Source organism: Pseudomonas veronii (assembly GCF_001439695.1).
In the GTDB taxonomy this organism is placed as follows: Bacteria; Pseudomonadota; Gammaproteobacteria; order Pseudomonadales; family Pseudomonadaceae; genus Aquipseudomonas; species Aquipseudomonas veronii.
Genome location: NZ_JYLL01000021.1, coordinates 76,336 through 99,959 on the forward strand (window position 1 = coordinate 76,336; position 23,624 = coordinate 99,959).

The 23,624-nt window shown below is 63.5% G+C and carries 21 protein-coding genes; 13 read left to right on the forward strand and 8 right to left on the reverse strand.

The genetic code is table 11. The annotated features are described in order from the left end of the window. Positions 1-153 precede the first annotated feature (153 nt). From TU80_RS21975 to bioB, 6 genes are all read right to left on the reverse strand, one after another. On the reverse strand, positions 154-435 hold the full coding sequence (locus TU80_RS21975; protein WP_046381838.1) for a hypothetical protein: 282 nt from the start codon (positions 433-435) through the stop codon (positions 154-156). A gap of 104 nt (positions 436-539) precedes the next feature. Beyond that, on the reverse strand, positions 540-1,220 hold the full coding sequence (gene bioD / locus TU80_RS21980) for a dethiobiotin synthase (protein WP_046381837.1): 681 nt from the start codon (positions 1,218-1,220) through the stop codon (positions 540-542). After that, positions 1,217-2,029: a malonyl-ACP O-methyltransferase BioC gene (gene bioC / locus TU80_RS21985; protein ID WP_057005405.1), complete on the reverse strand. Its 813-nt coding sequence runs from the start codon at positions 2,027-2,029 to the stop codon at positions 1,217-1,219. Before bioC ends, bioD begins: the two co-directional genes overlap by 4 nt. Then, the gene (locus TU80_RS21990) at positions 2,022-2,753 is read right to left on the reverse strand and encodes an alpha/beta fold hydrolase (protein ID WP_057005406.1); all 732 of its coding nucleotides are present in this window, start codon (positions 2,751-2,753) and stop codon (positions 2,022-2,024) included. Before TU80_RS21990 ends, bioC begins: the two co-directional genes overlap by 8 nt. Next, positions 2,746-3,927 (reverse strand): 8-amino-7-oxononanoate synthase, encoded by a 1,182-nt coding sequence (gene bioF, locus TU80_RS21995; protein ID WP_017847845.1) that lies wholly within the window; start codon positions 3,925-3,927, stop codon positions 2,746-2,748. The genes TU80_RS21990 and bioF overlap by 8 nt, the downstream gene beginning before the upstream one ends. A gap of 154 nt (positions 3,928-4,081) precedes the next feature. Further along, positions 4,082-5,137: a biotin synthase BioB gene (gene bioB / locus TU80_RS22000; RefSeq protein WP_017847846.1), complete on the reverse strand. Its 1,056-nt coding sequence runs from the start codon at positions 5,135-5,137 to the stop codon at positions 4,082-4,084. 92 nt (positions 5,138-5,229) lie between these two features. Between bioB and TU80_RS22005 the strand changes: the two genes are divergently transcribed. The 5 genes from TU80_RS22005 (at position 5,230) to rarD (ending at position 11,239) form a co-directional block, all read left to right on the forward strand. Next, on the forward strand, positions 5,230-5,967 hold the full coding sequence (locus TU80_RS22005) for a ComFC family protein (protein ID WP_057005407.1): 738 nt from the start codon (positions 5,230-5,232) through the stop codon (positions 5,965-5,967). Positions 5,968-6,025: 58 nt separating this feature from the next. Continuing rightward, complete coding sequence (locus tag TU80_RS22010) at positions 6,026-6,790, forward strand: TOBE domain-containing protein (RefSeq protein WP_057005408.1); 765 nt, start codon at positions 6,026-6,028, stop codon at positions 6,788-6,790. 90 nt (positions 6,791-6,880) lie between these two features. After that, positions 6,881-8,779 (forward strand): PhoX family protein, encoded by a 1,899-nt coding sequence (locus TU80_RS22015; protein WP_046489087.1) that lies wholly within the window; start codon positions 6,881-6,883, stop codon positions 8,777-8,779. Positions 8,780-9,260: 481 nt separating this feature from the next. Then, a complete protein-coding gene (locus tag TU80_RS22020; RefSeq protein WP_017847850.1) occupies positions 9,261-10,235 on the forward strand; it encodes a serine/threonine protein kinase in 975 nt (324 codons plus the stop codon). Positions 10,236-10,354: 119 nt separating this feature from the next. Beyond that, positions 10,355-11,239: an EamA family transporter RarD gene (rarD, locus tag TU80_RS22025; protein WP_017847851.1), complete on the forward strand. Its 885-nt coding sequence runs from the start codon at positions 10,355-10,357 to the stop codon at positions 11,237-11,239. A gap of 222 nt (positions 11,240-11,461) precedes the next feature. On the opposite strand, the gene TU80_RS22030 is transcribed toward rarD, so the two are convergent. After that, positions 11,462-11,980, reverse strand: coding sequence for a glycine cleavage system transcriptional repressor (locus TU80_RS22030; RefSeq protein ID WP_017847852.1), 519 nt, complete (start codon positions 11,978-11,980; stop codon positions 11,462-11,464). Between the two features lie 388 nt (positions 11,981-12,368). Between TU80_RS22030 and TU80_RS22035 the strand changes: the two genes are divergently transcribed. After that, the gene (locus TU80_RS22035) at positions 12,369-14,546 is read left to right on the forward strand and encodes a malate synthase G (RefSeq protein ID WP_046489083.1); all 2,178 of its coding nucleotides are present in this window, start codon (positions 12,369-12,371) and stop codon (positions 14,544-14,546) included. 156 nt (positions 14,547-14,702) lie between these two features. Here the strand turns inward: TU80_RS22035 and TU80_RS22040 are convergent, their stop codons facing one another. Continuing rightward, on the reverse strand, positions 14,703-15,149 hold the full coding sequence (locus TU80_RS22040; RefSeq protein WP_057005409.1) for a response regulator: 447 nt from the start codon (positions 15,147-15,149) through the stop codon (positions 14,703-14,705). Positions 15,150-15,396: 247 nt separating this feature from the next. Between TU80_RS22040 and TU80_RS22045 the strand changes: the two genes are divergently transcribed. The 7 genes from TU80_RS22045 (at position 15,397) to TU80_RS33135 (ending at position 23,515) form a co-directional block, all read left to right on the forward strand. Further along, positions 15,397-17,319: a DUF294 nucleotidyltransferase-like domain-containing protein gene (locus TU80_RS22045; RefSeq protein ID WP_169850728.1), complete on the forward strand. Its 1,923-nt coding sequence runs from the start codon at positions 15,397-15,399 to the stop codon at positions 17,317-17,319. Next, positions 17,316-18,023 (forward strand): 3'-5' exonuclease, encoded by a 708-nt coding sequence (locus tag TU80_RS22050; RefSeq protein ID WP_057005411.1) that lies wholly within the window; start codon positions 17,316-17,318, stop codon positions 18,021-18,023. Before TU80_RS22045 ends, TU80_RS22050 begins: the two co-directional genes overlap by 4 nt. Positions 18,024-18,120: 97 nt before the next feature. Beyond that, positions 18,121-18,639: an RNA polymerase sigma factor gene (locus TU80_RS22055; RefSeq protein ID WP_026140138.1), complete on the forward strand. Its 519-nt coding sequence runs from the start codon at positions 18,121-18,123 to the stop codon at positions 18,637-18,639. Beyond that, a complete protein-coding gene (locus TU80_RS22060) occupies positions 18,636-19,604 on the forward strand; it encodes a FecR domain-containing protein (protein WP_046381829.1) in 969 nt (322 codons plus the stop codon). The genes TU80_RS22055 and TU80_RS22060 overlap by 4 nt, the downstream gene beginning before the upstream one ends. A 165-nt stretch (positions 19,605-19,769) precedes the next feature. Next, positions 19,770-22,199 carry a TonB-dependent siderophore receptor gene (locus TU80_RS22065; protein WP_057005412.1) on the forward strand — a complete coding sequence of 810 codons (2,430 nt, stop codon included), beginning with the start codon at positions 19,770-19,772 and terminating at the stop codon, positions 22,197-22,199. A 63-nt stretch (positions 22,200-22,262) separates the two neighbouring features. After that, positions 22,263-23,366, forward strand: coding sequence for a PepSY-associated TM helix domain-containing protein (locus TU80_RS22070; RefSeq protein ID WP_057005413.1), 1,104 nt, complete (start codon positions 22,263-22,265; stop codon positions 23,364-23,366). Next, positions 23,363-23,515 carry a hypothetical protein gene (locus tag TU80_RS33135; protein WP_090234716.1) on the forward strand — a complete coding sequence of 51 codons (153 nt, stop codon included), beginning with the start codon at positions 23,363-23,365 and terminating at the stop codon, positions 23,513-23,515. Before TU80_RS22070 ends, TU80_RS33135 begins: the two co-directional genes overlap by 4 nt. Positions 23,516-23,624: the final 109 nt, after the last annotated feature.

Genomic DNA, 23,624 nt, shown 5'->3' on the forward strand with positions numbered 1-23,624 from the left:
GGATGTCAAGCGTCGTCCCGCTGCCGTTTGTCATGACACCGCTCAAGAGCGCGCACGACGATGCCTGCGGCGAGGCGCCACAAGGGTTATCGGGAAAAAGGCGAAGGTGCAGGCGCGAGCGGTGTGCCTGGCACACCGCGTTGCTTCAGGGGGTCAGGCGAAGGTGTCGATCAACGTGCCGAGCATTTCATCGGAAGCCTTGGCGACTTTCGCGCCCAGCTCCACCTGAAACTTGCCTTGGGCCATTTCGACCATATTGCTCGCCGAGTTGGTCGGCTGGGCGCGGTCATTGGCCTGCAGCAGGTCGCTCTGGGCGTCCGACGGCTGGGTAGTGGCGGCGCTGGCAATCCTGCCGGCGGCCTGGTCGACGCGGCTCTGCCCGGCCTGAATGGTGCTCAGACCTGAATAAAACGCGCTGCTGCCAGAGATTTCCATGGCGTGGACCTGCTGAGAGAATCGTGAAGTTGAATTGAAACAGACATCCGGGCAAAAGGCCCGTCAAAAACACTAATGGCATAATGCCTTATCGATAGCCAAAATCAGTCAAGCAAGTCCAAGTGCAGGTACTCGGCCACCGCGGCGCTGCTGGCGTGCTTGAGTTTGGGCACCCGGCCCAGGCACGGCGCGGGCAAGCGTTCGGCCAGGGTGGCGAGGTTTTCTTCCAGACGAGAGGTCTTCGGCTCGATGATATTCGCCACCCAACCGGCCAGCGGCAGGCCATCGCGCGCGATCGCTTCGGCGGTGAGCAGGGCATGGCTGATGCACCCCAGGCGCACGCCCACCACCAGGATCACCGGCAATTGCAGCGCCATGGCCAGGTCGGACAGGTTGTCCTGGTCGGCCAACGGCACGCGCCAGCCGCCCGCGCCTTCGATCAGGGTGAAATCCGCTTTTCGCGCCAGGATCTGTTGCATGGGTTTGAGCAGCGATTGCACCGTCAGCGCAACGCCCGCCTCGCGCGCGGCCAGGTGCGGCGCGATGGCCGGCTCGAACGCCACCGGGTTGACCTCGGCGTAACTCAACGGCAACGAACACTCGGCCAGCAGTGCCAGCGCATCGGCGTTGCGCAAACCTTTGGCGGTGACCTGGCAACCGGAAGCCACCGGCTTGCCGGCGGCGGTGCTTTTGCCGGCCAGGCGCGCGGCATGCAGCAGGCCGGCGGCGATGGTGGTCTTGCCGACATCGGTATCGGTGCCGGTGATGAAATAAGCGGCGTTCATAGCGGTTTCTCCAGTACGGCGTACACCACTTGGTAGGTGGCCGGCAGGCCCTGGGCCTGGCGGAACTGCTCGTAGGCGTCGATCAGTGCAACAATCCGCGCGCGGCCCGTCAACCCTCCTGGCCGCCCCGGGTTGAGATTGTGCGCGCCAAGCGCTTTCAATTCGTGGGTCAGGCTGCGCACATCCGGGTAATGCAACACATGAGCACGCCGCTCCAGGCTCCGCACCTTGAAGCCACTGGCCGCGCACAGCTGTTGATAGGCTTCGAAGCTGCGGAAGCGGTTGACGTGGACCCGCCCGTCCACCGCCCGCCAGCTTTCGCGCAACTCGTCCAATGTGCCCACGCACAAGCTGGCGAACGCCAGCACGCCGCCCGGCTGCAGCACGCGATAGGCTTCGCTGAGCACCGCCGCGAAATCCGCGCACCATTGCACCGCCAGGCTGGAGAAGATCAACCCGCAGCTGGCCGCCTGCAACGGCAGGCGCTCGGCGTCACCGGCGATGAAATGCTGCGCGCCGCCCAACGGCCGCGCATGGTCGAGCATGCCTTGGGCAATATCCAGCGCCACGCCTTGGCCGGCCGGCAGCCGTTCGCCCAGCACGCGGCTGAAATAACCGGTGCCGCAGCCCATGTCCAACCAGCGCTGCGCACTGCAGGCCGGCGGCAGACGGGTCAGCAATTCATGCCCCACCGCGCGCTGCAACTCGGCCACGCTGTCGTAACTGGCGGCGGCACGGGAAAAGGAGGCCGCCACCTGGCGCTTGTCCGGCAACGCGCCTGGCAGGCAGGCATGGGCTAAATCAGTCATCAACGCACTCGTGCAAAAAAGCCTGGATGGCCCCCGCTACACCGTGGGGGTCCTCCAGGAGAAAAGCGTGGCCGGCCTGTTCAATCAGGCCGATTTCGACATCGGGCAGCAGGCTCAGCAGGTCGCTGGCGGCTTCGGCGGGCACCAATTCATCCAGGCCCGCGAACAGGTGCAATTGCGGGCCGCGGAAGGCCACCAAGGCGTCGCGGGTATCCAGTTGGGCAAGCAGCTCGAGGCCGTTCATCAACACGTCCCACGGCGTCTGTGGTGCCGCGCTGGCCAGCAGACGCGCCAAGCCGCGAGGGTCCGCGGCGCCTTTGGCGCACAACAGGCCGAAGCGCTTGAGGGTGACCGGGGCGTCGGCGTGGCAACCGGCGAGGAACGCCTCGAAGGTTGCGCCGGGCATCGCGTTCGGCCAACTATCACGGGCGACGAAACACGGGTTGCTCGCCAGGGTCAGCAACCCACAACAACGCTCACCGCGCCGCGCGGCCAGCTCGGAAGCGAGCATGCCGCCCAACGACCAACCACCGAGCCAGGCGTTGTCCGGCAGGCTCGCGTCGAGTTCGTCGAGCCATTCATCCAGGTCGCTGGAGGCCAACGCCGGCAACGGCTCGACCTGTACGCGCAGGTGCTCGTTCAGGCCGTGCAGGGCGGCGGCCAACGGCTCCAGCGGCGACACGCCGAGGCCCCAGCCGGGCAGCAGGATCAAGCGATCACGCATGGTCGGGCTCCGTCGTACCGGACAAGCGGAAACACGCTTCCAATGCGTTTAACAATAGCTGCACCTGCGCCGCGCTGTGGGCCGCGGTCAGCGTCACGCGCAAACGGGCGCTGCCGGCGGGCACGGTGGGTGGGCGGATCGCGGTGACCATCAGGCCGCGCTCGCGCAACATCCGCGACAACGCCATGGCCTTGGCACTGTCGCCGATCAGGATCGGCTGAATCGGCGTGAAACTGTCCATCAGCGTCAGGCCGATCTGCTCGGCACCGTGGCGGAACTGGCGGATCAGGCCGTTGAGGTGCTCGCGCCGCCAATGCTCGGTGCGCAGCAGCTCCAGGCTTTTGAGGGTGGCGCAGGCCAGGGCCGGGGGTTGGCTGGTGGTGTAGATGTAGGGCCGGGCGAACTGGATCAGGCTTTCGATCAAATCGTCACTGCCCGCGACAAAGGCGCCCGCAGTGCCGAACGCTTTGCCCAGGGTGCCGACCAGCACCGGCACATCCGCCTGGCTCAGGCCGAAATGCTCGACGATACCGCCGCCGTTCGCGCCCAACGGGCCGAAACCGTGGGCATCGTCCACCATCAACCAGGCGCCTTTGGCCCGCGCTTCACGGGCCAGCGCCGGCAAGTCGGCGAGGTTGCCGTCCATGCTGAACACGCCATCGGTGACCACCAGAGTATTGCCGGTGGCTTTCTCCAGGCGCTTGGCCAGGCTGGCGGCGTCGTTGTGCAGGTAGCGATTGAAGCGCGCCCCGGACAGCAGGCCGGCATCCAGCAATGAAGCATGGTTGAGGCGGTCTTCCAGCACCGTATCGCCCTGCCCCACCAGCGCCGTGACCGCGCCGAGGTTGGCCATGTAACCGGTGGTAAACAACAACGCACGCGGGCGTCCGGTGAAGTCGGCCAGGGCTTCTTCCAGCGCATGGTGCGGCGTGGCATGCCCGACCACCAGGTGCGAAGCGCCACCGCCCACGCCCCAACGGGACGCACCGGCACGCCAGGCCTCGATCACCTGCGGGTGATTGGCCAGGCCCAGGTAATCGTTACTGCAGAACGCCAGTAACGGTTGACCGTCCACCACCACTTCCGGGCCTTGCGGGCTGTCCAGCAGAGGGCGTTGGCGGTAAAGGTGTTCGGCACGACGGGCAGCGAGACGCGCGGCGAGATCGAAAGACATGCAGGCCTCGGCAGATCAGAGAAATGTAAGACAGGGCGCGATCCCCTGTGGGAGCTGGCTTGCCTGCGATAGCGGCAGGACTGTCACCACCGAAGTGTCAGAAAGACCGCTATCGCAGGCAAGCCAGCTCCCACATTTGGATCGCCGTGGTGCTTTAAACCGCGGCGTTGTAGAACTGCTCGCTGCTTTTCTGTTCCACCAACGCTTGCTCGATCGCCGCCTGGTGGACTTCGTCGGCGTGCTCTTCCCGCGCTTCCGGCAAGATGCCCAGGCGCGAGAACAGTTGCATGTCCTTGTCGGCCTGCGGGTTGGCGGTGGTCAGCAGTTTGTCGCCGTAGAAGATCGAGTTGGCGCCAGCAAAGAACGCCAGGGCCTGCATCTGCTCATTCATCGCCTCACGGCCGGCCGACAGGCGCACATGGGACTGCGGCATCAGGATGCGCGCCACCGCCAGCATGCGGATAAAGTCGAACGGGTCGATCTCCTCGGCGTTTTCCAGCGGCGTGCCGGCCACCTTCACCAGCATATTGATCGGCACCGATTCCGGATGCTCCGGCAGGTTGGCCAGCTGGATCAGCAGGTTGGCGCGGTCGTCGAGGGACTCGCCCATGCCGAGAATGCCGCCGGAGCAGATCTTCATCCCCGAATCGCGCACATAGGCCAGGGTTTGCAGGCGCTCGGCGTAGGTGCGGGTGGTGATGATCGAGCCGTAGAACTCCGGCGACGTGTCGAGGTTGTGGTTGTAGTAGTCGAGGCCGGCCTGGGCCAGGGCTTCGGTCTGGTCCTGGTCGAGACGGCCGAGGGTCATGCAGGTTTCCAGGCCCATGGCCTTCACGCCTTTGACCATCTGCAGCACGTAGGGCATGTCTTTGGCCGACGGATGTTTCCACGCCGCGCCCATGCAGAAGCGGGTCGAACCGATGGCCTTGGCGCGGGCCGCCTCTTCGAGGACCTTCTGCACTTCCATCAGCTTTTCTTTTTCCAGGCCGGTGTTGTAGTGGCCCGACTGCGGACAATATTTGCAATCTTCCGGGCAGGCGCCGGTCTTGATCGACAGCAGGGTCGACACCTGCACACGGTTCGCATCGAAATGCGCGCGGTGTACGGTCTGCGCCTGGAACAACAGGTCATTGAACGGTTGCACGAACAGTGCTTTGACTTCGGCCAAGGACCAATCGTGACGCAGGGTGGCAGTGGTGCTGGCGCTCATGGGCGATTCCTTGATTATGCTTTGGCAAACGCTGCGGGAAGGGCAATACCCACAGGCACGACACGGATGCTCGGCATATTTAAGGAAGATTCATGCACTGTCAACCTGGATACAAACACCAAGTTTACATATGGTCAAAAAACGTACAGAACTGTTTAATCTGCGATGAAGCCACTGAGTCGGCCGATTGTGTGTGCAACGCCTGCGAAACCGAGCTGCCCTGGCTGATGGAGCAGTGCGAGGTCTGCGCCCTGCCCCTGCCGCTGGACGGTCTGATCTGCGGCCAATGCCAGAAACACCCGCCGGCCTTTAAACAGGTCATTGCCGCCTGGCGCTACAGCTTCCCCGTCGATAGCCTGATCAGCCGCTTCAAGCATCAGGCGCGCTGGCCCCTCGGGCATCTGCTGGGGCGCTTGCTGGGACGCCATCTGCAACACCGCTTCGACAATGCCGAACTGCCGCGCCCCGACTGTCTGCTGCCGGTGCCCATGGCGCGCAAACGCCTGCGCGAGCGCGGTTATAACCAGGCGTTGATGCTGGCACGCTGGCTCAGCGCCGAACTGCACATTGCCTACAATGAACACCTGTTGTTACGCCCCAGTGAAACCGTCGCGCAACAGGCGCTCGACGCCAAGAGCCGCCAACGCAACCTGCGCGGCGCCTTCGCCCTGGCGCGCGACATACCGGTACACGACCGCCACTTTGCGCTGGTCGACGACGTGCTCACCACCGGCGCGACCGCCCATAGCCTGGCACGTCTGTTGACGGAGGCCGGAGCGCGGCAGGTCGACGTGTACTGCCTGGCGCGCACGCCCAAACCGGGTGCCTGACTTGACTCCGGCCGGCCTTGCCCGCAACGTTCCGCTCATCTCATCGAAGCGTAACCCCATGTCTCTGCCGACCTCCCTCAGCCAACACATCATCCGTCGCCCGCAGCGCATCGCTTTGCTCGCGCATATCGCCGAGCAGGGCTCGATCACCCGCGCGGCGAAAAGCGCCGGCTTGAGCTACAAAGCGGCCTGGGACGCCATCGACGAACTGAACAACCTCGCGCAAAACCCGTTGGTGGAACGCAGCGTCGGCGGCAAGGGCGGCGGCGGCGCCAGGCTGACGGCCGAAGGCGAGCGCGTGCTGCGTCTCTATCAGCGCCTGCAAGTGTTACAGGCCGAAGTGCTCGGCTCGGACGAAGCTGCCAGCGACTTCAACCTGCTGGGCCGCCTGATGCTGCGCACCAGTGCGCGCAACCAACTGCATGGCCAGGTCGTCGCCATCGAGCGTCACGGCCGCAATGATCTGATCCGCCTGCAACTGGCCGGCGGCCTGAGCCTGAGCGCGCAGATCACCCACGACAGCACGCAACGGCTGGAGCTGGAAGCCGGTGTCGAAGTGGTCGCCCTGATCAAGGCCGGCTGGCTGGAGGTGTGCGCCAGCCAGCACCCAGAAACACCTGGACACAATTGCCTGATCGGCAGCGTCGACGCCATTCTCGACGCCGAGGACGGCCCCAGCGAAGTGCGAATCGCCCTGCCCAACGGCCAGGTACTTTGCGCCCTGGCCCAGCCCCACGCGCTCAAGGCCCTGGGCGCCGCCGAAGGCCAGCCGATCCAGGTGCAATTCGCGCCGAGCAATGTATTGCTCGGCACGCCCGTCTAAGCGCCGGGCCTGCTGCGCCCGCCGTCAAACTGCAACAATTTCGTCATGCCCGCTCCTTATGGTGTCTGCAAAAACCGCAGGGAGCCTGACATGAGCCTATTAGAAGAAAACCAAGCCACCGACCTCGAACAGATGGTCGGCCTCACCCGCCGCCGCTTCATCGGCGCCGGTGCCCTGTGCGGAGCCGCGATGTTCCTCGGCGGCAACCTGCTGACCCGCAGCGCGCTGGCCGTGAATGCCGCCAACGCCAGCCCGCTGCTGGGGTTCGCCAGCATCGCCGCCGCCACCAGCGACAGCATCACCCTGCCGCCCGGCTACAGCGCCTCGGTGCTGATCAGTTGGGGCCAGCCGCTGCACAAGAATGCCCCGGCGTTCGACCCTTCCGGCAACGGCACGGCCAAGGCCCAGGAGCAGCAGTTCGGTGACAACAACGATGGCATGAGCCTGTTCGCCTTCCCCGGCGACGACAACCGCGCGTTGATGGCGATCAATAACGAATACACCAACTACCGCTACCTCTTCGCCCACGGCGGCGCGCCGCAATCGGCCGAAGACGTGCGCAAGGCCCAGGCCAGCGAAGGTGTGTCGGTGATCGAAGTGCGCCGCCAGGGCGACACCTGGCAGTTCGTCCAGGACTCGCGCTACAACCGGCGCATCCACGGCAACTCGCCGATCCGCCTGAGCGGCCCGGCGGCCGGCCATGACTGGCTGAAAACCAGCGCCGACAAATCCGGCAAAAAAGCCCTCGGCACCTTCCAGAACTGCGCCAACGGCAAGACGCCGTGGGGCACTTATCTGACGTGCGAAGAGAACTTCACCGACTGCTTCGGCAGCAGCAACCCACAACAAACCTTCGACGCCGGGCAAAAGCGCTACGGCGTGGTGGCGGCGAGCAAGGAGATCAACTGGCACCTGCACGACCCGCGTTTCGATATGGCCAAGAATCCCAACGAACTCAATCGCCATGGCTGGGTGGTGGAAATCGACCCGTTCGACCCGCATTCCACCCCCGTCAAACGCACCGCCCTTGGCCGCTTCAAGCATGAAAACGCAGCCCTCGCGGAAACCCGCGACGGCCGCGCCGTGGTGTACATGGGCGACGACGAGCGCGGCGAATTCATCTACAAGTTCGTCAGCCGCGACCCGATCGACCACCAGAACCCCAAGGCCAACAAAGACCTGCTCGACCATGGCACGTTGTTTGTGGCGATCTTCGACGCTGGCGACGGCAACGCCGACCACCCCAAGGGCAACGGCCAGTGGGTCGAGTTGACCCATGGCAAGAACGGCATCGACGCCAGCACCGGTTTCGCCAGCCAGGCCGAAGTGCTGATCCATGCACGCCTGGCTGCCAGTGTGGTGAAAGCCACGCGCATGGACCGCCCGGAATGGATCGTGGTCAGCCCCACCGACGGCCAGGTCTATTGCACCCTGACCAACAACGCCAAGCGCGGCGAAGACGGCCAGCCGGTCGGTGGGCCCAACCCACGCGAGAAAAACGTCTACGGCCAGATCCTGCGCTGGAAGCCCAACGCCGATAACCACGGCGCCGCCGATTTCACCTGGGATCTGTTTGTGGTCGCGGGCAACCCCGGCGTGCATGCCGGTACGCCGAAGGGCGGCTCGTCGAACATCAACCCGCAGAACATGTTCAACAGCCCCGATGGCCTGGGTTTCGACAAAGCCGGGCGCCTGTGGATTCTGACCGACGGTGACTACAGCAACGGCGGCGACTTCGCCGGCATGGGCAATAACCAGATGCTCTGCGCCGACCCCAACACCGGCGAAATCCGCCGTTTCATGGTCGGGCCGGTGGCGTGCGAGGTGACGGGGATCAGCTTCTCGCCGGATCAGAAGACCTTGTTCGTGGGGATTCAGCATCCCGGCGAAACCGGCGGTTCGACCTGGCCGGAGCATCTGCCCAATGGCAAACCGCGTTCGTCGGTGATGGCGATTCGGCGGGATGATGGTGGGATCGTGGGCGCCTGACAGACCGCTATCGGGGGCAAGCCCCCTGCCACATTTTGATTTGTGAATACCTTCAACTGTGAGAGGGGGCAAGCCTCCTGCCACATTTTGATTTGTGAATACCTTCAACTGTGAGAGGGGGGCAAGCCCCCTGCCACATTTTGATTTGTGAATACCTTCAACTGTGGGAGGGGGCAAGCCTCCTGCCACATTTTGATTTGTGAATACCTTCAACTGTGAGAGGGGGCAAGCCCCCTGCCACATGTTGATTTGTGAATACCTTCAACTGTGGGAGGGGGCAAGCCCCCTGCCACATGTTGATTTGTGAATACCTTCAACTGTGAGAGGGGGCAAGCCTCCTGCCACATTTTGATTTGTGAATACCTTCAACTGTGGGAGGGGGCTTGCCCCCGATAGCAATGGCACAGCCGCCCCCTATCTCAAGCCCGGTGCGTTACCATACCCGGCCGGACGCGGCGCCCTGCTGCGCGCAGGAGTTCGCATGGCCCATCCGTTTGAAACACTCACCCCCGACCTGGTGCTCGATGCTGTCGAAAGTATCGGCTTCCTCAGCGATGCGCGCGTATTGGCGCTCAACAGCTACGAAAACCGTGTGTATCAAGTGGGCATCGAAGACGCCGAGCCGCTGATCGCCAAGTTCTACCGACCGCAGCGCTGGAGCAACGAAGCGATCCTCGAAGAACACAGCTTCACCTTCGAACTGGCCGAGTGCGATGTGCCGGTGGTCGCGCCGATGATCCATAACGGCTCAAGCCTGTTCGAACACGCCGGTTTCCGCTTCGCTCTGTTCCCGCGCCGTGGCGGCCGGGCGCCGGAGCCGGGCAATCTGGACCAGCTCTATCGCCTTGGCCAGTTGCTCGGGCGCTTGCACGCGGTCGGCGCGACCCGCCCGTTCGAACACCGCGAAGCCCTGGGCGTGAAGAACTTCGGCCACGACTCCCTGACCACCCTGCTCGAAGGCAACTTCATTCCCAAAAGCCTGCTGCCGGCCTACGAGTCCGTGGCCCGCGACCTGCTCAAGCGTGTGGAAGAGGTGTACAAGGCCACGCCGCACAAGAACATCCGCATGCACGGCGATTGCCACCCCGGCAACATGATGTGCCGCGACGAGATGTTCCACATCGTCGACCTCGATGACTGCCGCATGGGCCCGGCCGTACAGGACCTGTGGATGATGCTCGCCGGCGACCGTCAGGAATGTCTGGGCCAGCTGTCGGAGTTGATGGACGGCTACCAGGAATTCCACGATTTCGACCCGCGCGAACTGGCGCTGATCGAACCGCTGCGGGCCTTGCGCCTGATGCACTACAGCGCCTGGCTCGCGCGGCGCTGGGATGATCCGGCGTTCCCCCACAGCTTTCCGTGGTTCGGCAGCGAGCGGTATTGGGGTGATCAGGTGTTGGCGTTGCGCGAACAGTTGTCGGCGCTCAACGAAGAACCGCTGAAACTGTTCTGACGGCGTTGCTTCCTGTGGGAGGGAGCAAGCCCCCTCCCACATAAAGCACTGCAGGCCCCACGAGCGGACAAATATCCTTACAATCGCGCTTTGTTAGCTGCCTAAGCAAGGATTCTGCAATGCACGCCGCCAACCCCCGCAAGGGCTACATCCTGGGCCTGAGCGCCTATGTCATCTGGGGTCTGTTCCCGCTCTATTTCAAAGCCATCGCCAGTGTCCCCGCCGCCGAAATCATCGTACACCGCGTGCTCTGGTCGGCGCTGTTCGGCACGCTGTTGCTGATGGTCTGGAAACACCCCGGCTGGTTCCGCGAACTGCGCGATAACCCGCGGCGCCTGGCGATCCTGGCGCTCAGCGGGGCGTTGATTGCGGCTAACTGGCTGACCTATGTGTGGTCGGTGAACAGCGGACGCATGCTCGAAGCCAGCCTGGGTTACTACATCAACCCGCTGGTGAACGTGTTGCTCGGCATGCTGCTCCTCGGCGAACGCCTGCGCCGCCTGCAATGGCTCGCCGTCGGTCTCGCCGCCGCGGGGGTGGCGCAACAGGTGTGGCAGGTGGGCAGTTTGCCGTGGGTGTCGCTGGCGCTGGCGCTGACCTTCGGTTTCTATGGCCTGATCCGCAAGCAGGCGCCGGTCAAGGCACTGCCGGGGCTGGTGGTGGAAACCTGGATGTTGGTGCCGATCGCCGTCGCCTGGTTGCTGTTCAACCCGTCGGCGCACAGCGCGCAGCTGGCATTCTGGAGTACGTCCGAAGCCTGGTGGCTGGTGGCCGCCGGCCCGGTGACGCTGATCCCACTGGTGTGCTTCAACGCCGCCGCACGGCATTTGCCCTACACCGCCCTGGGCTTTTTGCAGTACGTGGCGCCGACCCTGGTGCTGCTCGAAGCGGTGCTGCTGTTTGGTGAACAACTGGCAACCAGCACGCTGATCGCCTTCGCGTTTATCTGGGCCGGCCTGGTGGTCTACAGCCTGGACGCCTGGCTGACCGTGCGCAAACGCTGATCAAATAACGTACAAACCTCTGCAAGCCACGGCCCGCATGGCTTGCAGAGATCCACCCCAAGGTTATCCACAACCTGATCCCCGCCATTTGTGTACAAGCCCTTGAAACTGCTCGTTTTTTGCTCAGCTGACGGAGAAGCACGGCCGGCGTGGCCTGGCGCCGGGTCTCTACAGGTTATCCACAGGCCCATGCAAGATTTCCATGCATAACCTTGTGGGTGGTTATTCCTCGCGGCGCAGTTCCAACTCCACCATCAAGTCGTCGGCCAGGGTTTCCAGGGCCGCTTGCAGGGTGTCCAGCGCCAAGCCAGACGGCACCGCCAGTGATGCATCGGCGTGGAACAGCGGGTCGCCGCTCATCGGCGCCGGGCGCACGTCGGTGCTCAAGCGTTCGAGGTTCACCCCCTGCTTGCTCAACAGCGCGGTAATCTCACGCACGATCCCCGGCCGGTCGTTGCCCACCAGCGTCATGGTGATCGGTTTGGACGCCGCCGCCTGCCCGGCGCCGCTCTCGCCCACCAGCACGCGAATGCCGTGTGTGGATAAGTCCTCCAGCGCATTCACCAGGGCCTGACGGTTCTCGGCGGGAACGCTGACCCTCAGAATCCCGGCAAACTGCCCGGCCATGTGCGCCATGCGGCTCTCCAGCCAGTTGCCGCCGTGGGCCGCGATGTTCTGCGCAATGCGTTCAACCAGGCCGGGTTTGTCGGCGGCAATGATAGTGAGTACAAGATGGTCCATGGCGAAGCCCTCTGGAATTCAATCTACAAGGTGGACGCAGATGCCCCCGAAAACAAATCGTGTACCATTTTTATATTTATCTGGAACAATCCATCTGTTTCTTGAGAACATCCAAGACCCCACTGTGACCATACGACCAAAGTGGGTCGCTAAACGACGTATTTAGTCTAATTTTCACAAGCGCAAGTCATCATGTAGTATGCGCAATCGCGCACTACATAACGTTGGGTCGATGTCTGCCACGGCAACCATGCTCCGCGACACAGCCTGCCCAGCCGCCTTCACAGGCATGTACCGGCGCAGCGTGCCCGCGGTTTAAATGGCCAGAGGCTTCATTGGTAAATTGAAAAGCTGAAAAGCGCATAAGCTCCGCAGAGTGAGGCAAGCAATGACTGAACACGTTCAAGTCGGTGGCCTGCAGGTCGCCAAAGTCCTGTTCGACTTCGTGAACAACGAAGCCATTCCCGGTACCGGCATCACTGCCGACCAGTTCTGGGCCGGTGCCGACAAGGTCATCCACGACCTGGCACCGAAGAACAAAGCCCTACTCGCCAAACGCGACGATTTCCAAGCGCGGATCGACACCTGGCACCAGACTCACGCCGGCCAGGCGCATGACCCGGTGGCCTACAAAGCCTTCCTGCAAGATATCGGATACCTGCTGCCAGAAGCCGCAGACTTCCAGGCCTCGACCCAAAACGTCGATGACGAAATCGCCCGCATGGCCGGCCCCCAGCTGGTTGTGCCGGTGATGAACGCCCGTTTCGCCCTCAACGCCTCCAATGCGCGCTGGGGCTCGCTGTATGACGCGCTGTATGGCACCGACGCCATCAGCGAAGCCGACGGCGCCGAAAAGGGCCAGGGCTACAACAAGGTGCGCGGCGACAAGGTCATCGCCTTCGCCCGCGCCTTCCTCGACGAAGCCGCGCCGCTCAGCGCCGGCAGCCACGTCGATTCCACTGGCTACAAGATCGTTGACGGCAAACTCGTGGTCAGCCTCAAAGGCGGCAGCAACAGCGGCCTGCGCGACGATGCCCAGTTGATCGGTTTCCAGGGCGACAGCGCCCAGCCGATTGCGATCCTGCTCAAACACAACGGCCTGCATTTCGAAATCCAGATCGATGCCAGCACCCCGGTCGGCCAGACCGACGCGGCCGGCGTCAAAGACGTGCTGATGGAAGCCGCGCTGACCACCATCATGGACTGCGAAGACTCCGTCGCCGCCGTCGATGCCGACGACAAAGTGGTGATCTACCGCAACTGGCTCGGCCTGATGAAAGGCGACCTGGCCGAAGAAGTGGCCAAAGGCGGCAAGACCTTCACCCGCACCATGAACGCCGACCGCGTCTACACCGGCGTGAATGGCCAGGACGTGACACTGCACGGTCGCTCGCTGCTGTTCGTGCGCAACGTTGGCCACTTGATGACCATCGACGCGATCCTCGACAAAAACGGCAACGAAGTACCGGAAGGCATTCTCGACGGCCTGCTCACCAGCCTGGCGGCGATCCACAGCCTCAACGGCAACAGCAGCCGCAAGAACAGCCGCACCGGCTCCGTGTACATCGTGAAACCGAAAATGCACGGCCCGGAAGAAGCGGCGTTCACCAACGAGCTGTTCGGCCGCATCGAAGACGTGCTGAACCTGCCGCGCAACACCCTCAAGGTTGGGATCATGGACGAGGAGCGCCGTACCACGGTCAACCTCAAGGCCTGCATCAAGGCCGCCAGCGAGCGCGTGGTGTTTATCAACACCGGCTTCCTCGACCGCACCGGCGATGAAATCCACACCTCCATGGAAGCCGGCGCGATGGTGCGCAAGGCCGCGATGAAGACGGAAAAATGGATCGGCGCCTACGAAAACTGGAACGTGGATATCGGCCTGGCTACCGGCCTGCAAGGCCGTGCGCAGATCGGTAAAGGCATGTGGGCCATGCCCGACCTGATGGCGGCGATGCTCGAACAGAAAATCGCCCACCCGCTGGCCGGCGCCAACACCGCCTGGGTGCCGTCGCCGACGGCGGCTGCGTTGCACGCGTTGCACTACCACAAGGTCGACGTGTTCGCGCGCCAGGCCGAACTGGCCAAGCGCGAGCGCGCGTCGCTGGACGATATCCTGACCATCCCGCTGGCGAACAACCCTAACTGGTCGGACGAAGAGATCCGCAACGAGCTGGACAACAACGCCCAGGGCATCCTCGGTTATGTGGTGCGCTGGATCGACCAGGGCGTCGGCTGCTCGAAAGTGCCGGACATCAACGACATCGGCCTGATGGAAGACCGCGCCACCCTGCGCATTTCCAGCCAGCACATCGCCAACTGGCTGCGCCACGGCGTGGTCACTCAGGATCAGGTGATGGAAAGCCTCAAGCGCATGGCGCCGGTGGTAGACCGTCAGAATGCCGGGGATGCGTTGTACCGCCCGCTGGCGCCGGACTTCGATAGCAATATCGCGTTCCAGGCGGCGGTGGAGTTGGTGATTGAAGGCACCAAACAGCCTAACGGTTATACCGAGCCGGTGTTGCATCGCAGGCGTCGGGAGTTCAAGGCTAAAAACGGCCTGTAAATGAAAAAGCCCTGGTCTTGCGATCAGGGCTTTTTCTTTGAGGCTTGTGGTGTCCGGAATGGCCTCATCGGGGGCAAGCCCCCTCCCACAGGATGTACGCGGTCAACTGTGGGAGGGGGCTTGCCCCCGATGAGGCCATTACATACACCGCAAAAATCAGGAACTCATCCCCAACTCGCGCTTGACCATCTTCGCCAACTTCACGCTATCAATCGGCTTGAGCAGAAAGTCCACCACGCTCAAATGCATCGCATCGATCACATCCAGCGCTCCGGCGTTCCCGGACACAACGATGATCGGCAACGCCGCGCGCTCGGATTCGCGCACTTCGCGAATCAACTGGAGGCCGTTGCTCGGCGCCATGCGCAGGTCGGTGATCAGCAACCCAATGGAGCGGCTCGACTTCAAGAGTTTCAAGGCTGCCTCACCACTCTCGGCGGTCATGCAGCGAATCCCGTCCAGGCCCAGGATTTCCGCCAGCAGTTCGCGCGCGTCCTTGTCGTCGTCGACGATCAACACGCGTTGTGGCGGTAAATCAGGCTTCAGCATCACAGCGCTCAGCGCTTCGCGCTCGGCATCACTCAAAATATCGTGGTCGGACATACGGTTCTCAGCTAGCTCTCATCAATCTCCCAGCACACTCGTCAGACATCTGCGGAAGGGCGAACAATGTGCACTTCGTCGGAAAGTTTGCCTAGTGGGCGTTCTACGGGGTTTGGACGATCGTCATGTAAGGTTTTTCCCTAGTTATGCGCCGTTTTCATCGACCTAGACTTACGTCCAATGGGCACCCGCCGTGCAGGAGTCGACCATGCAGGACGATAACGACAAAAACATCGCGGTCATAGTTATGAGTAAAGCTGATGCATTCGCCCAGGCGGGAAAAACTGCGGTGTTGCAGAACATCCACGGCACCTTGCAGTTCCTGCAACGCTTCCCGCCGTTCAACCAAATGGAAAACGCGCACCTCGCGTTCCTGGTAGAGCAGTGCCAATTGCGCTTTTATGGCCCCGGCGAAAGCATCCTCAAGCCGTCGGCCGGGCCGGTGGAGCACTTTTACATCGTCAAGCAGGGCCGGGTCATCGGCGAACGGCCGGATTCGGCCGAACCCACCTTTGAGATTGCCACCGGCGAGTGCTTCCCCCTGGCGGCACTGCTGGGCGAACGTGCGACGCGCACCGAGCACAAGGCCGCCGAAGACACCTTCTGCCTGCAACTGAACAAGCCGGCGTTTATCAAGCTGTTCGCGCTGTCCAGCGAGTTCCGCGATTTCGCCTTGCGCGGCGTCAGCAGCCTGCTCGATCAGGTCAACCAGCAAGTGCAGCAAAAAGCCGTGGAAACCCTCGGCACCCAATATTCCTTGAACACCCGCCTCGGCGAGTTGGCCATGCGCCACCCGGTGACGTGCAGCCCGGCTACACCGTTGCGCGAAGCGGTGACGCTGATGCACGAGCAACAGGTCGGCAGCATTGTGATCGTGGATGAGCACAAGGCGCCCCTGGGGATCTTCACCCTGCGCGATCTGCGCCAGGTGGTGGCCGACGGCACCAGCGATTTCACCCTGCCGATCGACGCGCACATGACCCATGCGCCGTTCTTCCTCACCCCGGACCACAGCGCCTTCGACGCCGCCATTGCAATGACCGAGCGGCATATCGCCCACGTGTGCCTGGTCAAAGACCAGCGTCTGTGCGGCGTGGTGTCCGAGCGCGACCTGTTTTCCCTGCAACGCGTGGACCTGGTCCACCTGGCCCGTACCATCCGCAACGCGCCCAAGGTGGAAAACCTGGTGGCGATACGCGGCGAGATCGGCCAGTTGGTGGAGCGCATGCTGGCCCATGGCGCGTCGTCGACCCAGATCACCCACATCATTACCCTGCTCAACGATCACACCGTGTGCCGAGTCATCGAGCTGACCCTCGCCGACAAAGGCGACCCCGGCGTGCCGTTCACCTGGTTGTGTTTCGGCAGCGAAGGCCGGCGCGAGCAGACGCTCTACACCGACCAGGACAACGGCATCCTGTTCGACGCCAAGGACTCCGCCGAAGCGGCTGAGATCCGCGCGCGCCTGCTGCCCCTCGCGCAGCAGATCAACCAGAGCCTGGCGCAGTGCGGCTTCACCTTGTGCAAAGGCAACATCATGGCCGGCAACCCCGAGCTGTGCCTGTCGCGGGCCGAATGGGCGCGACGGTTTGCGGCGTTCATCCGCGAAGCCACACCGGAGAACCTGCTGGGGTCGACCATCTATTTCGACCTGCGGGTGGTGTGGGGCGATGAACAGGGCTGTGAACAACTGCGCCAGGGCATTCTCGACCAGGTCGCGGATAACCGCCTGTTCCAGCGCATGCTGGCGGAGAACGCCTTGCGCCAGCGCCCGCCGGTGGGGCGCTTCCGCGATTTCGTGCTGACGCGCAAAGGCGGCGAAAAAGCCACCCTCGACCTCAAGGTGCAAGGCCTGACGCCCTTTGTCGACGGCGCGCGCCTGCTGGCCCTGGCCAACGACGTCCACGCCATCAACACCCTGGAGCGCCTGCGCCAGTTGGTGGTCAAGGAAGTGATCGAGCCGCTGGATGGCGCCGCCTATGAAGAGGCGTACCACTTTATCCAGCAAACCCGCATGCAGCAGCACCAATTGCAGATGCGGGAAAACCAGCCGTATTCCAACCGCGTCGACCCCGACAGCCTCAACCACCTGGACCGGCGCATCCTGCGCGAATCCCTGCGCCAGGCCCAGCGCCTGCAAAGCAGCCTGACCGTGCGGTATCAGCTGTGAACTTATTTGGTTGGTTGCGCACGGCCAAACCCCATCTCGACGCAACACAACAGCAGCGCCTGGCGCAGTTACCCCAGCCGGTCGCGCTGGGCGACGCGGCATTGCGCAGCCAGCGCTGGGTGGTACTGGACCTGGAAACCAGCGGCCTGAACCTCAACCGCGATCAGGTGTTGTCCATCGGTGCGGTGGTGATCGAGGACGGCGCGGTGGATTTTTCCCAGATGTTCGAGCGCACCCTGCAACGCGCCGAAACAAAACTCAGCCCCAGCGTGCTGATCCACGGTCTCGGCCCCAGCGCGATCGCCGCCGGCAGTGACCCGGTGGACGCGTTGCTGGATTTCATGGAGTTCGTCGGCGACAGCCCGTTGCTGGCCTTCCATGCGCCGTTCGATCAACACATGCTGGCCCGGGCGCTCAAGGACAGCCTGGGTTATCGCCTGGCCCATACCTTCCTCGACGTGGCCGACATCGCCCCGCTGCTGTACCCCGAGGCGCTGCTGCGCGAAGCCGGGCTGGACGACTGGATCGACCACTTCCACCTGCAGGTGGGCGAACGCCATCACGCCAGCGCCGACGCCCTGGCCACTGCGGAGCTGATGCTGATCCTGCTCAGCCGCGCGCGCCAGCAGCACATCGACACACCGCGCGCCCTGCAAGCACGTTTGAGCCAATGGAAACGGCGCAAGCAGGCGCCATCGTTTTAATAGCACCGCCGGACAGACGCCAATTGCGCCCGCTGCACGCCTCTGACACAATCGCGAATAATTCTCGTTAGTTTAAACTTGTTTATTCGGTGATGCCTTGTCGTCGGTCCAGACCCCACACAGTGAGCTTGTCGGTGCGTTGTATCGCGACCATCGCGGCTGGCTGCTGGCCTGGCTGCGGCGCAATGTGGCCTGCCCGAGCCGCGCCGAAGACCTGAGCCAGGACACCTTCATGCGCCTGCTCGGCCGCGACGGGTTGCGCGAACCCCGCGAGCCCCGCGCCTTCCTGGTGGCGATCGCCAAAGGCTTGCTGTTCGACTACTTCCGCCGCGCCGCCCTGGAACAGGCCTACCTCAGCGAATTGATGCTGATCCCGCAAAGCGAACAGCCGTCGCCGGAAGACCAGCAACTGATCCTCGAAGACCTCAAGGCCATCGACCGCCTGCTCGGCACGCTGTCGAGCAAGGCCCGCGCCGCGTTCCTCTACAACCGCATCGACGGCCTGGGCCACGCCGACATCGCCCGGCGCCTCGGCGTGTCGGTGCCGCGCGTGCGCCAGTACCTGGCCCAGGGCATCCGTCAGTGCTACATCGCGTTGTATGGCGAGCCGCTGTGAGTGCGATCAGTTGCAAACCGGTGTCGGCCCGGGTGCTGGATGCGGCGATTGCCTGGCAACTGTCCCTCGACTCAGGGGACGGCAGCGCCGTGGAACAGGAAGAGTTCGCCAAATGGCTGGCCAGCGATGCAGAACATGCCCGCGCCTGGCGCCAACTGGGCCTGCTCGACCAGCGCTTCAGCGTGGCCTCGGGCCCGGCGCGGGCGGCGTTGTTGCAGTCACGCGAGGGCATTCGCCAGCGCGTGCGCAAACTCGGCAGCGGCCTGGCGAGTATCGCACTGGTCTGCGGCCTGGCCTTGTTTGCCGGGGAGCGTTATGTACCGCTCCACTATTGGCTGGCCGATCAACGCACCGCCACCGGCGAACAACGCACGCTGACACTGGCGGACGGCACGCAGATCAACCTCAACACCCACAGCGCCATCGATGTGCGCTTCGATGAAAAACGCCGGCTGATCGTGTTGCAGGAAGGCGAAATCCTCGTCGAAACCGGCCACAACGATGCGCGCCCGTTCTATGTGCAGACCCGCGACGGCAGCCTGCGCGCGCTGGGCACGCGGTTTATCGTCAAACGCGAGGACGCCGCCACGCGCCTGAGCGTGCTGCAATCGGCGGTGGCCGCACAACCCGAGGCGCTGCATCAGGAACAGATCTTCAAGGCCGGCCAGCAAGTGCTGATGCGCAGCGACAGCCTCGGCCCGCTGCTCGCCGTCACCCCCGCCACCGACGCCTGGACCCGCGGCATGCTGGTGGTGGACAACGCCCGCCTGGGCGATGTGGTCGAGGAACTGAGCCGTTATCGCCGCGGCTACCTGGGTGTGGATAACGCCGTGGCCGACCTGCGCATCACCGGCAGCTTCCCGCTGCACGACACCACCCTGGCGCTCAACGCGCTGCTGCCGACGCTGCCGGTGCGGATCGAACAGCGCACGCCGTGGTGGGTGACGGTGAAGGGTAGGCCCTAGGTCCGGCGGTGTCGGGGATATTGCTATCGCGAGCAAGCCCGCGATGAGGCCCTCAAGAACACCGAATAGCCCCAGGCAACAATTATTTTCCCCAAGCCCTATCACTTTTCGAATCTCGCTCGGCACATGGGTAATTGCGAATTACTTCCATTCAGGAGCCGCCCTATGTCCCGCACGCTAGACACCTTGTTGCGCCCCAGCCTGTTAGCCGTGGCCATTGCCCTCAGCACCCCGCTGACCAGCAGCGTGCTGATCGCCGCCGAGCAAGCGTCCAGCGTGCGCGCCTACAACCTGCCCGCCGCGCCATTGGCCGCCACCCTGAACCAGATCGCCAGCCAGGCCGGCCTCGCACTGACCCTCAGCCCGGCACTGGCCGCGGGCAAAACCTCGGCGCCGGTCCAGGGCCAGTTCGACGCCCCGGGCGCACTGCGCGAGGCACTGCGCGGCAGCGGCTTGCAGGTGGAGCAGAGCAGCGCGGGGACTTACACGCTGGTGGCGATTGCGGACGGGGTCGTGGCGTTGCCGCAAACCAGCATCGTTGCCCAGGGCAACACTGAAAGCGCCTGGGGCCCGGTGCAGGGCTACCTGGCGACGCGCACCGCCGCCGGCACCAAGACCGATACCGCGCTGGTCGAAGCACCGCGCTCGATCTCCGTCGCCACCCGCGAGCAGATGCAGGACCGCAACGTGCAGAACCTGGATGACGCCGTCAAATACATGCCCGGCATTGTGTCCGCCAGCTACGGCAGCGACACCCGCTACGACTGGATGCGCGTTCGCGGCTTCGAACCGACCCAATTCCTCGACGGCCTGCCGTTGCCACGCGGTGTGTACGCCAACCCCAAGGCCGAAACCTGGAACCTGGATCGCCTCGCCCTGCTGCGTGGCCCAGCCTCCTCGGTCTATGGCCAGACCCCGCCGGGCGGCCTGCTGGACATGGTCAGCCGGCGCCCCAGCGCGGAGTCGAGCCATGCCATTCAAGTGCAATACGGCAGCGACAACTATCGCCAGATCAATTTCGCCAGCACCGGCAAGATCGATGATGAAGGCCAGTTCCTTTACGGCGTCAGCGGCGTGGTCCGGGATGCTGGCACCCAGGTCGACCATATCGACAACAAGCGCTACAACATCGCCCCCAGCCTGGTCTGGAACATCGACCCCGATACCCAACTGACCTTGCTCTCGCAGTTCACCCGCGACGATACCGGCACCACCAGCCAGTTCCTGCCGATCCAGGGCACCAAGATCAAATCGCCGCTGGGCGAGGTCTCCCACCACAAGAACCTCGGCGATCCGGACTATGAATTTTACGACCGCACCTACTACGCGCTGGGCTATGCGTTCGAGCATCGCTTCAACGATACATGGCAGTTCCGCCAGAACCTGCGCTACACCAAGTCGGAGCTGGCGTTCCAGCAACTGACCGTGGGCTCACTGATCTACGGCCCTGCCGACGCTGCGGGCAACATCGGTCGTTCGTCGACCAACGTTGACGAAAACATCGGCCAATTCGCGGTCGACAACCATTTCCAGGCTGACTTCAACACGACTGACATCACGCACACGCTGTTGCTGGGGCTCGATCATCAACGCACCGACACTTCGTATCTGTCGATTTTCGGCAGCGCCGGGACGACCAATATCTTCAACCCGACCTACGGCCAGACGATCGTCCGCCCGCCGCGCTCCGACGCGTACTACGACTACAACCAGAAAACCATACAGACCGGCCTCTACGTGCAAGACCAGATGGCCCTCGACAAATGGCGCCTGACCCTCGGCGGGCGTGAAGACTGGGTGCATCAGGGCACCACGTACTTCAACAAGGACGACGCGACCAACACCGACCGCAGCCGGAACTTCAGTGGCAACGCGGCGCTGAGCTATGTCTTCGATTCGGGCTTCGTGCCGTACCTGTCCTACGCCGAGTCCTTCCAGCCGGCGAGCAATGCCAGCGTCGACCCGGTCAAATCGTACAAGCCCACGCAGGGCAAGCAATGGGAACTGGGGGTCAAGTATCAGCCTCCCGGCTCCAACACATTGCTCAGCGCAGCGGTTTACGACCTGACCCAGAAAAACGTGCTGGTCACCAGCTTCGGCGCCGGGGGCGAATCGGTGACCGACCAGACCGGCGAAGTGAAGGTCAAGGGCCTGGAACTCGAAGCCGTGTCTGACGTGAGTGAAAACCTCAAGCTGATAGCCGCCTACACCCTGGCCAAGTCTGAAGTGCAAAAAGGCCAATACAAGGGCAACCGCCTGCAGCTGATGCCGAACCAGCAAGCCTCCCTGTGGACGGACTACACCTGGCACAGCGGCATGCTCGACGGTTTCGGCATTGGCGCCGGGGCCCGCTACACCGGCAATACCTATGGCGACCAGGGCAATACCTGGACGGGCAAGGCCAACGCCTACACGGTGTTCGACGCCGCCGTGCATTACGACCTCGGCCGCCTGGACAACAGCTTCAAAGGCGCCTCGCTGAAACTGAACGCGACCAACCTGTTCGACAAGGACTACCTCTCCACCTGTGACGGTTCCTACTGCTACTTCGGCGACCAGCGCAGTGTGGTCGCCAGCGCCACCTACCAGTGGTAAACGACTGAGTTGACCTCCCGGCCGCCCCCAAGGGGCGGCTTGGGTGTGTCTGAAGGCCAACAAATGAAAAGCCGAACCATCCGCCGCTGGTCCTTTATCCACACCTGGACCAGCCTGATCTGCACCTTGTTCCTGCTGTTGCTCGCCCTTACCGGCCTGCCGTTGATTTTCCACCACGAGCTCGATCACCTGCTGGGCAACGAACCCGAGTTGCAGCAGATGCCCGCCGACACACCACAGCTGAACCTCGAGCAACTGGTGGCCAAAGCCCAGGCGCATCGCCCTGGCGAAGTCATGCAATACCTGGCGTGGGACGAAGACGACCCGCACGGCGTGATCGCGATCATGGCCGCCACCGCCGGCACCGAACCCAATGCGTCGCACACGTTCATGCTCGACGCGCGCACCGGCGCAACCGTGGAGATGCCGTCGGCCAACGGCGGCTTGACGCTGTTCCTGCTGCGCCTGCATGTGGATATGTTCGCCGGCCTGCCGGGCAAGTGGCTGCTGGCGTTCATGGGCCTGCTGTTTGGGCTGGCGATTGTCTCGGGCACGCTGCTTTACCTGCCGTTCATGCGCCGCTTGACGTTCGCCACCGTGCGCCAGGACAAATCCACCCGCCTGCGTTGGCTCGACCTGCACAACCTGATCGGCGTGGTCACCCTGACCTGGGCGCTGGTGGTCGGCGTGACCGGCGTGATCAGCGCCTGCGCCGACCTGATCATCGCCGCCTGGCGCAACGACAGCCTCAGCGCAATGATCGAACCGTACCAGCACGCCCCGCCGCTGACCCTGCGCGCACCGGCCAACGATCTGCTCAAGATCGCCGCCGCGGCCGCGCCCGGCATGCAGCCGGACTTCATCGCCTTCCCCGGCACGCGCTTTTCCAGTGAACACCATTACGCGGTGTTCATGAAGGGCAGCACCCACCTGACCTCGCACCTGCTCACGCCGGTGCTGATCGACGCCAGCAGCCTGGCCGTCACCGCGATCGCCGAGCGGCCGTGGTACATGGACGCCATGGGCATGTCGCAGCCGCTGCACTTCGGCGACTACGGCGGCATGCCGATGAAAATCCTCTGGGCGCTACTGGATGGGCTGACCATCGTCGTGCTCGGCAGCGGTGTGTACCTGTGGTGGGTTCGGCGCAAGGCGGGCAAGGCATGAGGCCGCGTCAATCGAGTTTCTGGAAAGTGTTCGGCATTCCGCTGGGGATCGGCCTGCTCAGCGCCGTCGGTTTGTTTGCCGCGTTGCTGGGGGATGGGCTGTGGGATGCGCTGAGTTGGGTCGGGTTGGGTATTGAACGAGCCCCATGAAAGACAGGACACCGTTTCCCCCTTACGATAAGGGATAGGCAAACGGGTATGTTTATGACTAACAGCAACGATAAGGGTGGTGAGCTGCTCGGCCAGGAACGCCGACGCC